Below are 12,677 nucleotides of genomic sequence, written 5' to 3'. Positions count from 1 at the left end.
ATGCACGGCGAATCTCCAATCAAACGTCGCGTTTCGCGCAAGATCTGGGTCGGCAACGTACCGGTGGGCGGCGATGCGCCGATCGCGGTGCAGAGCATGACCAACAGCGACACCAATGACGTTGCCGCCACTGTTGCGCAAATCAATCGTCTGGAAGCCGCCGGCGTCGACATCGTTCGCGTTTCGGTACCGGACATGGACGCCGCCGAGGCGTTTGGCAAGATCAAGCAACTGGTCAAAGTGCCGTTGGTTGCCGACATCCACTTCGACTACAAGATCGCCCTGCGCGTAGCCGAATTGGGTGTGGACTGCCTGCGCATCAACCCGGGCAACATCGGTCGCGAAGATCGTGTTCGTGCGGTGGTCGATGCGGCACGTGATCGCGGCATTCCGATCCGCATCGGCGTCAACGCCGGTTCCCTGGAAAAAGACCTGCAGAAGAAATATGGCGAGCCGACGCCAGCCGCGCTGGTTGAGTCCGCTCTGCGTCACGTTGAGCATCTCGAACGCCTGAACTTCCAGGACTTCAAGGTCAGCGTGAAAGCCTCCGACGTGTTCATGGCCGTCGAAGCCTACCGCTTGCTGGCGAAAGAAATCGTCCAGCCACTGCACCTGGGCATCACCGAAGCCGGTGGATTGCGCTCGGGCACAGTGAAATCCGCCGTGGGCCTAGGTATGCTGCTCGCCGAGGGGATTGGCGATACTATCCGCATCTCGCTGGCGGCCGATCCGGTCGAGGAAGTGAAGGTCGGTTACGACATTCTCAAGTCTTTGCATCTGCGTTCCCGTGGCATCAACTTCATCGCCTGCCCGAGCTGCTCGCGGCAGAACTTCGATGTGGTGAAAACCATGAACGAGCTGGAAGGGCGCCTTGAAGACCTGCTGGTGCCGCTGGATGTCGCGGTAATCGGTTGTGTGGTCAACGGCCCCGGCGAAGCCAAGGAAGCCCATATCGGCTTGACCGGCGGCACGCCAAACCTGATTTACATCGACGGCAAGCCGTCGCAGAAACTGACGAATGACAATCTGGTGGACGAGCTGGAAAAGCTGATCCGCCAGAAAGCGGCCGAAAAGGTCGAAGCTGACGCTGCGGTTATTGCGCGCGGCTGAGCCTGACTGAAGCGCCGAACGAATTTAAGGATTTAAAGTGAGCAAGTCTCTGCAAGCCATTCGTGGCATGAACGACATCCTGCCCGAACAGACCCCGCTGTGGCGTTATTTCGAGGGCACCGTTGCGCGTCTGCTGGATAACTACGGTTACAAGCAGATCCGTATGCCGATCGTCGAGTTCACCGAGCTGTTCAAACGCTCGATCGGTGAAGTGACCGACATCGTCGAAAAAGAGATGTACACCTTTGAAGACCGCAACGGCGACTCCCTGACCTTGCGTCCGGAAGGCACCGCGGCGTGCGTGCGTGCTGTGCTTGAGCACGGCATCACCGGCGGTGGCCAGGTACAGAAACTCTGGTACATCGGCCCGATGTTCCGCCACGAGCGTCCGCAGAAAGGCCGTTATCGCCAGTTCCACCAGATCGGTCTGGAAGTGTTCAACCTCGACGGTCCGGACATCGACGCCGAGCTGATAACCATGACCTGGCGCCTGTGGGGCGAGTTGGGTATCCGTGATGCGGTCAAGCTCGAGCTCAACAGTCTGGGTACCAGCGAGTCCCGTGGGCGTTATCGTGAAGCGCTGGTCGAGTACCTCTCGGCGCACCACGACAAGCTCGACGAAGACAGCCAGCGTCGCCTGAAAACCAACCCGCTGCGCGTGCTCGACACGAAAAATGCCGACACTCAAGCGGTGCTGGTTGATGCGCCGAAAATGGCCGACTACCTCGATGACGAGTCGCGTGCGCACTTCGAAGGTTTGAAAGCGCGTCTGGATGCCGTCGGCATTCCGTACGTGCTCAACCCGAAACTGGTTCGCGGCCTCGATTACTACAGCAAAACCGTTTTCGAATGGGTCACCGACAAGCTCGGCGCCCAAGGCACTGTCTGCGCCGGTGGCCGTTACGACGGTCTGGTCGAGCAGATGGGCGGCAAGCCGACCACTGGCGTTGGTTTCGCCATGGGCATCGAGCGTCTGGTTTTGATGCTGGAAACCCTTGAGCAGATTCCGGAAGAAATCTCCCGTCAGGTCGATGTCTACCTCTGCGCCTTCGGTGAAGAAGCCGAGCTGGCCGGTCTGGCTCTGGCTGAACGGGTTCGCGATCAACTTCCAAACCTGCGTCTGCAAGTCAATGCCGGCGCCGGCAGCTTCAAAAGCCAGTTCAAGAAGGCCGACAAGAGCGGTGCGCTGTACGCACTGATCCTCGGTGACGACGAAATGGCCGAGCAAGTGGTAGGTTTCAAACCCCTGCGTGGCCAGGGCGAACAACAAAGCATTGCCTGGGATGCGCTCGCCGCTCACCTGGCCACCTGCGTCGTGCAGGGTTGAAGCTGTCCAAACAGCCGATTTAGCGATTAAGGAGTATTGGGGTGTCGAGTACCGAAGACGAACAGTTGGCGGATTTGAAGGACTGGTGGACACGCAACGGCAAACCTCTGGTCACCGGCGGCCTGTTGGCGCTGGTCATCGTGTTCGGCTGGCAGGCTTATCACAAGTATCAGAGCAACCAGTCGCAAGGCGCCTCGGTGCTCTATCAGCAATTGCTGGAAACCACGCTGACGCCTGACGGCAAGCCTGATGCGGCCCGCGTTGCGGACCTGGCCGGCAAGCTCAACAGCGAATTCGGCGGTTCTGCATACGCGCAGTACGGCAGCCTGTTCGTGGCCAAAGTGGCGGTCGACAGCGGCAAGCTGGATGACGCCGCGACCGAGCTGAAAGCCATCGTCGACAAACCGGCCAACCCGGCGCTGGGCGAAATCGCCCGTCAGCGTCTGGCGCAGGTGCTTGGCGCGCAGAACAAGGCTGAAGACGGCCTGAAACTGCTCGACGGCGATGCCGACAAAGCGTTCCTTGCCACTCGCGAAGAACTCAAGGGCGACCTGCTGGTGCAGCTGGGCCGTACCGATGACGCGAACAAGGCGTATCAAAAAGCCAAGGCGGCACTGTCGGATGAAGCGGCGGTCGGTGGCCTTCAAATCAAGCTCGACGACCTGGCCAAAGGGGATGCGTGACGTGATCCGTTGGAAGCATGCAGCATTGCTGGCTCTGGCCCTTCTGGCCGCGGGTTGCAGCAGCAACAGCAAGAAAGAATTGCCACCGGCTGAACTGACCGACTTCAAAGAAGAAGTGGTTCTGCACAAGCAGTGGAGTCGTTCGATCGGTGACGGTCAGGGCGAAACCTACAACATGCTGGTGCCGGCGATCGACGGTGACACCATCTACGCCGCTGATGTGACCGGCGTGGTGATGGCCATGGATCGCGGCAATGGCGACGTGAAATGGAAGCAGGATCTTGACCTGCCTGTCTCCGGCGCCGTTGGCGTGGGTTACGGTCTGGTTCTGATCGGCACCCTGCGTGGCGAAGTCGTCGCTCTGGACACCAGCAACGGTGAAGAGAAGTGGCGTGCTCGCGTAAACAGCGAAGTCCTCGCGCCGCCGGCTAACAACGGTGACGTCGTAGTGGTGCAGACTCAGGACGATCGTCTGATCGGCCTGGATGCCTCCACCGGTACCCAGCGCTGGGTGTATGACAGCACCCCGGCCGTACTGACCCTGCGTGGCACCAGTGCCCCGTTGGTGACCAACCGCCTCGCGGTGGCTGGTCTGTCGACCGGTAAAGTGGTTGCTCTGGACATTTCCAACGGCGTGCCGGTGTGGGAACAACGCATTGCGATTCCACAAGGTCGTTCGGAACTGGAGCGCGTGGTCGACATCGACGGCGGTCTGCTGCTGTCCGGCGGCACCCTGTACGTTGCCAGCTACCAGGGTCGCGTTGCGGCACTGGACCTGGAAAGCGGTCGTCAACTCTGGCAGCGCGATGCGTCGAGCTACGCCGGTATCGCTCAGGGTTTCGGCAGCGTTTACGTGAGCCTGTCTTCGGGCACCGTTGAAGGCGTCGACGAGCGTTCCACCACAGCATTGTGGAGCAACGATTCGCTGGCTCGCCGTCAACTGTCGGCTCCGGAAGTGTTCTCCAGCTATGTTGCAGTGGGTGACCTGGAAGGTTATCTGCACCTGCTGAGTCAGGTTGACGGTCGTTTCGTCGGCCGTGAGCGCATCGACAGCGACGGCCTGCGTGCCCGTCCGCTGGTGGTGGGTGACACGATTTATGTATATGGCAACAGCGGCAAACTGGAAGCCCTGACCATCAAGTAACAACTATGCTTGGGGTTAACACCCCCAGGCAGCTTCACTTGTGAGTATGAATGTGGGAGCGAGCCTGCTCGCGATGGGCGTCAACGATTACGCAGACGGCCTGAATAAACGCGGTGCCTTGGCGTTTTTCGCGAGCAGACTCGCTCCCACAGAGAACACCCACAGTGTTGCCCCGAGCACCAGCCGCTGCCTCGCAGCGGCTTTTGTATTTTCTGAAATAACGAAGTGGAGAGCCGCATGGTTCCCGTAATCGCCCTGGTGGGCCGACCGAACGTCGGCAAGTCCACCTTGTTCAACCGCCTGACCAGGACTCGTGACGCCATCGTCGGCGACTTGTCCGGTCTGACCCGTGATCGCCAGTACGGTGAGGCCAAGTGGCAAGGGCGTTCCTACATTCTGGTCGACACCGGTGGTATCTCCGGTGACGAGCACGGTATGGACGAAAAAATGGCCGAGCAGTCGCTGCTGGCCATTGAAGAAGCGGATGTTGTGCTGTTCCTGGTAGATGCCAAGGCCGGTTTCACCGCCGCCGACCAGATGATCGCCGAACACCTGCGCAAACGTAACAAGCGTTCCTACGTGGTCGCCAACAAGGTCGACAACATCGACCCGGAAATGGCCCGCGCTGAGTTCGCTCCGTTGGGCATGGGCCACGCGATCCCGATCGCCGGTGCTCACGGCCGTGGCATCACGCAGATGCTGGAAATCGCCTTGGGTGATTTCCCCAAAGACGCAGAAGAGCCGGAAGAAGGCGAAGAAGAGATCGTTGCCGAAGGCGAGGAAGCCAAGCGCATTCCTGGCCCAAGCGAAAAAGACGGGATCAAGATCGCCATCATCGGCCGTCCGAACGTCGGCAAATCGACGCTGGTCAACCGCATGCTTGGTGAAGACCGGGTTATCGTCTATGACCAACCCGGCACCACGCGCGACAGTATCTACATTCCGTTCGAACGCAATGAAGAGAAGTACACGCTGATCGACACCGCTGGTGTGCGCAAGCGCGGCAAGATCCACGAAGAAGTTGAAAAATTCTCCGTGGTCAAAACCCTGCAGGCGATCAAAGACGCCAACGTAGTGATCTTCGTGATGGATGCGCGCGAAGGCGTGGTCGATCACGACCTCAACCTGCTCGGTTTTGCCATCGAGTCGGGTCGTGCGCTGGTCATCGCGATCAACAAGTGGGATGGCATGACGCCGAGCGAGCGCGACTACGTCAAAGTCGAGCTGCAACGTCGTCTGTTCTTCGTTGATTACGCCGACATCCACTTCATCTCGGCACTGCACGGCACTGGCGTGGGCAACCTCTACGCTTCCGTGCAGAACTCGTTCAAGTCGGCGGTCACCCGCTGGCCGACCAACCGTCTGACCCAGATTCTCGAAGACGCCGTTGGCGAGCACGCGCCACCGATGGTCAACAACCGCCGGATCAAGCTGCGTTATGCCCACTTGGGTGGTGCGAACCCGCCGATCATCGTGATCCACGGTAACCAGATCGAGAAAGTGCCGAAGTCGTATGTGCGCTATCTGGAGAACACTTACCGTCGTGTGCTGAAGCTGGTCGGTACGCCGATCCGCATCGAGTTCAAGGGCGGCGAGAACCCGTACGAAGGCAACAAGACCACGCTGACCGACCGCCAGGTCAACAAGAAGCGTCGCTTGATGTCGCACCACAAGAAAGCCGACAAGAAGCGCCGCGACAAGAAATAAGGTCGCGGCTCGCTGATCGTTCCCATGCTCCGCGTGGGAATGTATCCCGTGACGCTCTGCGTCACATAAGCGGTGGACGCAGAGCGTCCAAGGCTGCATGCCCACGCAGAGCGTGGGAACGATCAACATGAGAGAAGGGTGCCATCCGGCGCCCTTTTTTTATGGGCGGCGGATGGGCTATCCTCGGGCTCTCCCGCGCCGTCGTCAGAGCCGGGTGTTGAGCAGGGAACCCCCGATGATCACCAGTAAGCTGCCGAATGTCGGCATCACTATTTTCACGCAGATGTCTCAGCTCGCCGCGCAAACCGGCGCGATCAACCTGTCCCAGGGTTTTCCTGATTTTGACGGCCCGCAGTCGTTGCGCGATGCGGTCGGTCGGCACATTGCCAGTGGCCACAACCAGTATTCGCCGATGACCGGGCTGCCGGCGCTGCGCGAGCAGATTGCGGCGAAAATCGCTCGCAGCTATGGCGTGCAGGTCAATGCCGACAACGAAGTGACCGTGACGCCGGGCGCGACCCAGGCGATCTTCTGTGCGATTCAAGCGGTTATCCACAGCGGCGACGAAGTCATCGTGTTCGATCCGTGCTACGACAGCTACGAGCCGGCCACGGAGTTGGCGGGCGGTTGTTGCGTGCATGTGCAGTTGAACCCGGACGACTTCTCCATCGATTTCGACCAGCTCGCTGCGGCCCTGAGCCCGCGCACGAAAATGATCGTCATCAATACCCCGCATAACCCGAGCGGTGCACTGATCAGCCGTGCGGAGCTGGATCAACTGGCGGCGCTGATCCGTGATCGCGACATCTACCTGATCAGCGACGAAGTCTATGAACACCTGGTGTTTGACGGCGTGCCGCACGTCAGCGTGCTCGCCCATGAAGAACTGTATCAGCGCGCGTTCGTGGTCAGCTCGTTCGGCAAGACCTATCACGTCACTGGTTGGAAAACCGGCTACGTCGTCGCGCCGCCAGCGCTGACGGCCGAGTTGCGCAAGGTGCACCAGTACGTCAGTTTCTGCGGCGTCACACCGCTGCAATACGCGCTGGCCGATTACATGGCCGAGCATCCCGAACACGTCGAAGAGCTGCCTGCTTTCTATCAGGCCAAACGCGATCTGTTCTGCGATCTGCTGGCGCCGTCGCGCTTCACTTTCAGCCGTGTCGCCGGCACTTATTTTCAGTTGGTGGATTACTCGCAGATCCGCCCCGACCTGAATGACGTCGAGATGGCCATGTGGATGACCCGCGAACACGGCGTGGCGAGTATTCCAGTGTCGGTCTTCTATCAAAGCCCACCCGAAGGCCAGCGCCTGGTGCGCCTGTGCTTTGCCAAACGCGAGGAGACGCTGCGCGAAGCGGCGGCAAAACTATGCGTGATCTGAGTGCGTTACCCGATCTGAACCTGGCGCTGATCCAGACCAGCCTGGCCTGGCATGACCGTCAGGCCAATTTCGAGCATTTCGAGCAGTTGCTGGAGCAGGCGCAGGGCGCTGATCTGATCATCCTGCCGGAGATGTTCACCACCGGTTTTTCCATGGAATCGGAAACCCTCGCCGAAGCCGAGAACGGTCCGACGCACAAATGGCTACGGGTTCAGGCGGCGAAGCTCGATGCAGTGATCACCGGCAGTGTGATCATTCAGGCGGCTGACGGCAGCCATCGCAATCGCTTGCTATGGGCACGGCCGGACGGCGAAGTGCTGCACTACGACAAGCGCCACCTGTTCCGCATGGCCGGTGAGCACAACCACTACACTCCCGGCGAACGCCAGGTGCAGTTCGAACTCAAGGGCTGGCGGATCCGCCCGCTGATTTGTTACGACCTGCGTTTTCCGGTGTGGAGCCGCGATGCGCAAGATACGGATCTGCTGCTGTACACGGCGAATTGGCCGGGTGCGCGACGGTTGCACTGGAACCGACTGTTGCCTGCTCGGGCGATCGAGAACCTTTGCTATGTGGCGGCGGTGAATCGCGTTGGTACCGACGGCAAGGGTTTCGCGTATACCGGAGACAGTCAGGTGCTGGATTTCCAGGGTGAAACGTTGCTGGCGGCGGGGGAGGCCGACGGGGTGTTCAAGGTCGTGCTTGAGGCGGCGCCACTGGCGGCGTATCGCGAGCGTTTCCCGGCGAATCTGGATGCCGACACATTCGAGTTCACCTGAGGTAACTGATCGTTCCCACGCTCTGCGTGGGAATGCAGCCCGTGACGCTCCGCGTCACTGGACGCAGAGCGTCCCTTGAGGCATTCCCACGCAGAGCGTGGGAACGATCGCAGGCAAAAAAGGCCCCGGAGTTCAAACGCCGGGGCCTTTTGCATTTCAGCGATGGCTTACGCCGCTTTCGCCTCAGGCTGGCTCAGCGAGCGGTTCAGCGCGCTGAACAGGGCCTTGAAGCTGGCCGTGGTGATGTTTTCATCGATACCCACGCCGTGCACGGCACGCTCGCCATTCACACGCAGCTCGATGTACGCCGCCGCTTTGGCGTTGGTGCCCGCGCCGATCGCGTGTTCGTTGTAGTCCATGATCTCCACCGGAACTGGCAGGCCGGCGACCAGTGCTTCCAGCGCACCGTTGCCCTTGCCGCGCCAGTGCAGGTTGGTTTCGCCCTGACCTTTGCTCGCCACTTCCACTTCGACGTTGCTGTTGCCGTTTTCTTCCTGCAGGCGATGGCTGACCAGCGCGTACGGGGTGTTGGCTTGCAGGTATTCGCTGATCAACAACGAGTGGATTTGCTTGGCAGTCATTTCCAGGCCGAGACGGTCGGTTTCACGCTGCACCACCTGGCTGAATTCGATCTGCATGCGACGTGGCAGGCTGATGCCGTATTCCTGCTCCAGCAAGTAAGCGATGCCGCCCTTGCCCGACTGGCTGTTGACGCGAATCACCGCCTCGTAGCTGCGGCCAATGTCGGCCGGGTCGATCGGCAAGTACGGCACTTCCCACAGTGCATCGGGTTTCTGCTGGGAGAAGCCCTTGCGGATTGCATCCTGGTGCGAGCCGGAGAACGCGGTGTGCACCAGGTCGCCAACGTACGGGTGACGTGGGTGAACCTGAATCTGGTTGCACTCCTCAACCACTTTGCGCACGCCGTCGATGTCGGAGAAGTCCAGTTGCGGGTCGAGACCCTGGGTGTACATGTTCAGTGCGACGGTGACGAGGTCGACGTTACCGGTACGCTCGCCGTTGCCGAACAGGCAGCCTTCGACGCGGTCCGCACCTGCCATCAGGCCCAGTTCGGTAGCCGCAACGCCAGTGCCACGGTCGTTGTGGGTGTGCAGGCTGATGATCACGCTGTCACGACGGTTGATATTGCGGCCGAACCACTCGATCTGGTCGGCGTAGATGTTCGGAGTCGCGCACTCAACGGTAGCCGGCAGGTTGAGGATCATCTTGTGCTCAGGCGTCGGGTTCCAGACCTCAATCACCGCATCACAGACTTCCTTGGCGAACTCCAGCTCGGTGGCGCTGAAGGTTTCCGGCGAGTATTCGAAAGTCCACTCGGTGTCCGGCTGCATTGCGGCGTATTTGACGAACAGCTTGGCCGCGTTCACAGCGATGGCCTTGATGCCGTCCTTGTCCTGGTTGAAGACGATGCGACGGAAAGAAGGCGAGGTAGCGTTGTACAAGTGAACGATGGCTTTCTTCGCGCCACGGAGGGATTCGAAGGTGCGCTCGATCAGGTCTTCACGGCCCTGGGTCAGCACCTGAATGGTGGTGTCATCCGGAATGTGGCCTTCTTCGATGAGGGTACGCACGAAGTCGAAGTCGGTTTGCGAAGCCGCCGGGAACGACGCTTCGATTTCTTTCACACCGACCTGCACGAGGGTTTTCCAGAAGCGCAGCTTCTTTACCGCGTCCATCGGTTCGATCAGCGACTGGTTGCCGTCACGCAGGTCGGAGCTGCACCAGATCGGCGCGGTGTCGATGGTTTTCGACGGCCAGGTGCGATCCGGCAGGTTGATGACGGGAAACGCGCGGTATTTCGAAGACGGATCTTTGAGCATGCTCATCGGGAAATTCCTTATTGTCTGGGCCGAAAAGAGGCGGCCTGCCGGTGTTACGAATGTTCTGGGAAAAGCGTGGGACGAGGTGCCGCGATTCAGCCTGGCAGTCGTGCGCTGACGAGGCACAGGCTGCGGTGCTGGCGAAGCTGAATGAGGGTGTGAGAGGTTTTCATGCCTTCAACCCTAACCGCGAGGGGAGAGGATGGCAAGCAGTCGGAAAAAATTGAGAGGAATACTCGGAAAGCGGGTTTTTGCGGGATTTTATTGCGAGTAAGTCAGCGGATCTTTCTGAAGTTTGCGTGAGGTTAGATTGGGGCGCAATTGATGTTGGTTAAGTGTCAGTGGTATTTGTGGGTTGGACAGGCCGCCTTCGCGAGCAGGCTCGCTCCCACAGGGGATCTGTGTTGTGAATAAGATCCAGTGTGGGAGCGAGCCTGCTCGCGAAGAGGCCGATCGCCTCAATACATATTCAAGGCTGAAATGCGCCAATGAAAATCGCCGGATCCACCCGCGCATCATTCAGGCTGACATTCCAGTGCATATGCGGTCCGGTCGCGCGGCCGGTCATGCCAACCTTGCCGACCACCGCGCCCCGCGCCAGTTGATCGCCGACTTTCACATCAATCTTCGACATATGGCAGAACATGCTGATAAAGCCCTGTCCATGGTCGACAAACACCGTGTTGCCGTTGAAGAAGTAGTTGCCGGTGAGGATCACCTTGCCCGCCGCCGGGGTCTTGATCGGCGTACCCGCCGGCACTGCAAAGTCGAGGCCCGCGTGGGGATTGCGTTCCTCACCATTAAAGAATCGACGCACGCCAAACTTGCTCGACAGCGGCCCGTTTACCGGTTTGTCCAGCAGCAGATTGCTCGGCGTGTTCGGGCTGAAGCTGCGGTAGGCCTTGATCTGCTCAGCCAGTTCACCCTCGATGCGCTTGAGGTTCGACTGATCCGGATTGACCTGCTGCTTGTTCTTCAGAGTAATGCGCTGTTCCGGGTACTTCTTGTTGCCCACGGTGAACGGCAAGTTGCGCCCGCCACTGCTGATCTGTTGCGCGCCTGGCTTCACGGTCAGCGGCACACCGACAATCGCCAGCCAGTTGTTCTGTTCTTTTACCACCAGCACTGGTTTGCCCTGATACGTGGCTTTCGGCGCCTGCGCGGCCGCGCCCAGATCAACCACCGCCACGCCGCCCGGCACCGGTTTGTTCAGCAGCCGGGTGATGTAACTGTCGGCGTGGGCGTTGAAGGTCAGGCACAGCAGAAACAGTGGAGCCAGAAAACGCGGCATGGATCAGTCCAGTAAAGAGAGGGTGACAGGCGTCAGGTGATTGTCCTCGACGCGCACTTGCAGTTCGCCTTCGCCGAGTTTGGCTTTCAGACGCTGGCCGGTGTGGGTCTGGGCGGCGTTGCGGATTGCGTGGCCACGCTCATCGAGCAGAATGCTGTAGCCACGACCGAGCGTTGCCAACGGGCTGACCACGTGCAGCGTCTGCATCTGGCTGTGCAGTTGCAGACGACGGTTTTTCAGGCCTTCACGCATGGCGCGGGGCAGGCGTTCGGCAAGGCTGTCGAGACGCTGGCGCAACATCGCCAATTGCCGTCCCGGATGCTGGCCGGCGAGGCGCGTCTCCAGGCGGATCAAGCGTTCGCGGCGAGTATTGAGGTGACGTTCGAACGCCCGGCGCATGCGCATGTCCAGATCGTCCAGACGCTGAGCCTGCTGGCGCAGCCGTTCGCCGGGATGGCGCAGGCGACGGGCCATGCCTTCCAGACGCAGGCGATCACGCATCAAGCGGTCACGCATGCGCATCACCAAACGCCGATGCAGGCTTTCGACCTGGCGGATCAGATGGCTGGAATCGGGTGCGAGTAGTTCGGCGGCAGCGGACGGCGTTGGCGCACGGACGTCGGCAACAAAGTCGCTGATCGATACATCGGTTTCATGGCCGACGGCGCTGACGATTGGCGTCACGCAGGCATCAACGGCACGGGCCACGGCTTCTTCGTTGAAGCACCAGAGGTCCTCCAGCGAGCCGCCGCCACGGGCGAGGATCAGCGCATCGAAACCACGCGCATCGGCCATTTTCAGGGCACGGACGATTTGCGCGGTGGCTTCACGGCCCTGCACGGCGGTCGGAATCAACGTCAGTTGCACTTGCGGCGCACGGCGGCGGAACACGCTGATGATGTCGCGAATCACCGCGCCGGTCGGCGAACTGATGATGCCGATGCGTTGCGGATGTGCCGGCAGCGGCACTTTGCGTTCGGCGCTGAACAGACCTTCAGCGCTGAGTTTTTCTTTCAGCGCATCGAACGCCAGGCGCAGCGCACCGTCACCGGCAGGCTCGACGGTGTCGAGAATCAACTGATAATCGCCACGACCCTCGAACAACGAAACCTTGCCGCGCACTTTGACGGCCAGGCCATCCTTCAATGCCTGACGAACCCGCGCGGCGTTCTGCCGAAACAACGCGCAACGCACCTGCGCGCCGCTGTCCTTGAGAGTGAAATAAATGTGGCCGGACGCCGGGCGGGCGAGGTTGGAGATTTCGCCTTCGACCCAGATGTTGCTGAACACGTCTTCAAGCAACACCCGCGCGCGGCCGTTGAGCTGGCTGACGGTCAGGACTTCACGGTCCAGGCCAAGTCTTGCAAAGGGATCTTTAATCATGGGGCGCAGTTTAAAGGCATTTGCCGTT

Annotated in this window: 10 protein-coding genes; 7 read left to right on the top strand and 3 right to left on the bottom strand. The window is 60.2% G+C overall.

What is annotated here, in order from left to right; all coding sequences use genetic code 11:
* The 7 genes from ispG (at position 1) to AB4N44_RS11580 (ending at position 8,134) form a co-directional block, all read left to right on the top strand.
* Positions 1 to 1,110, top strand: coding sequence for a flavodoxin-dependent (E)-4-hydroxy-3-methylbut-2-enyl-diphosphate synthase (gene ispG, locus AB4N44_RS11610; RefSeq protein ID WP_003227888.1), 1,110 nt, complete (start codon positions 1 to 3; stop codon positions 1,108 to 1,110).
* Between the two features lie 37 nt (positions 1,111 to 1,147).
* Positions 1,148 to 2,437: a histidine--tRNA ligase gene (hisS, locus tag AB4N44_RS11605; protein ID WP_460108862.1), complete on the top strand. Its 1,290-nt coding sequence runs from the start codon at positions 1,148 to 1,150 to the stop codon at positions 2,435 to 2,437.
* Positions 2,438 to 2,478: 41 nt separating this feature from the next.
* Entirely contained in the window at positions 2,479 to 3,120 is a 642-nt protein-coding gene (locus tag AB4N44_RS11600) for a YfgM family protein (RefSeq protein WP_007916865.1), read from the top strand.
* Entirely contained in the window at positions 3,113 to 4,264 is a 1,152-nt protein-coding gene (gene bamB, locus AB4N44_RS11595) for an outer membrane protein assembly factor BamB (RefSeq protein ID WP_034156262.1), read from the top strand. Before AB4N44_RS11600 ends, bamB begins: the two co-directional genes overlap by 8 nt.
* Positions 4,265 to 4,501: 237 nt before the next feature.
* Positions 4,502 to 5,971 (top strand): ribosome biogenesis GTPase Der, encoded by a 1,470-nt coding sequence (gene der, locus AB4N44_RS11590; RefSeq protein WP_034156263.1) that lies wholly within the window; start codon positions 4,502 to 4,504, stop codon positions 5,969 to 5,971.
* A gap of 235 nt (positions 5,972 to 6,206) precedes the next feature.
* Entirely contained in the window at positions 6,207 to 7,355 is a 1,149-nt protein-coding gene (locus tag AB4N44_RS11585; RefSeq protein ID WP_460108864.1) for a pyridoxal phosphate-dependent aminotransferase, read from the top strand.
* Positions 7,343 to 8,134, top strand: a complete 792-nt coding sequence (locus tag AB4N44_RS11580) for an amidohydrolase (protein ID WP_127929660.1) — start codon at positions 7,343 to 7,345, stop codon at positions 8,132 to 8,134. Before AB4N44_RS11585 ends, AB4N44_RS11580 begins: the two co-directional genes overlap by 13 nt.
* 167 nt (positions 8,135 to 8,301) lie before the next feature.
* Here AB4N44_RS11580 and leuA read toward each other — a convergent pair whose 3' ends face one another.
* From leuA to xseA, 3 genes are all read right to left on the bottom strand, one after another.
* Positions 8,302 to 9,981, bottom strand: a complete 1,680-nt coding sequence (gene leuA / locus AB4N44_RS11575; protein WP_008082522.1) for a 2-isopropylmalate synthase — start codon at positions 9,979 to 9,981, stop codon at positions 8,302 to 8,304.
* A 463-nt stretch (positions 9,982 to 10,444) separates the two neighbouring features.
* Positions 10,445 to 11,266, bottom strand: a complete 822-nt coding sequence (locus tag AB4N44_RS11570) for a M23 family metallopeptidase (protein ID WP_127929658.1) — start codon at positions 11,264 to 11,266, stop codon at positions 10,445 to 10,447.
* A 3-nt stretch (positions 11,267 to 11,269) separates the two neighbouring features.
* Entirely contained in the window at positions 11,270 to 12,649 is a 1,380-nt protein-coding gene (gene xseA, locus AB4N44_RS11565; RefSeq protein WP_016984362.1) for an exodeoxyribonuclease VII large subunit, read from the bottom strand.
* Positions 12,650 to 12,677 lie beyond the last annotated feature (28 nt).

The organism is Pseudomonas sp. S3_C06, assembly GCF_054667675.1.
Note: the sequence above shows the minus strand (reverse complement) of the source record. Positions and strands in the feature narration are given on the sequence as shown.

Bases quoted from the DNA above. Each gene is read 5' to 3' on its own strand.
- ispG (WP_003227888.1), top strand. From the start codon at position 1: ATGCACGGCGAATCTCCAATCAAACGTCGCGTTTCGCGCAAGATCTGG.
- bamB (WP_034156262.1), top strand. From the start codon at position 3,113: ATGCGTGACGTGATCCGTTGGAAGCATGCAGCATTGCTGGCTCTGGCC.
- der (WP_034156263.1), top strand. From the start codon at position 4,502: ATGGTTCCCGTAATCGCCCTGGTGGGCCGACCGAACGTCGGCAAGTCC.
- AB4N44_RS11585 (WP_460108864.1), top strand. From the start codon at position 6,207: ATGATCACCAGTAAGCTGCCGAATGTCGGCATCACTATTTTCACGCAG.
- AB4N44_RS11580 (WP_127929660.1), top strand. From the start codon at position 7,343: ATGCGTGATCTGAGTGCGTTACCCGATCTGAACCTGGCGCTGATCCAG.
- leuA (WP_008082522.1), bottom strand. From the start codon at position 9,981: ATGAGCATGCTCAAAGATCCGTCTTCGAAATACCGCGCGTTTCCCGTC.
- AB4N44_RS11570 (WP_127929658.1), bottom strand. From the start codon at position 11,266: ATGCCGCGTTTTCTGGCTCCACTGTTTCTGCTGTGCCTGACCTTCAAC.
- xseA (WP_016984362.1), bottom strand. From the start codon at position 12,649: ATGATTAAAGATCCCTTTGCAAGACTTGGCCTGGACCGTGAAGTCCTG.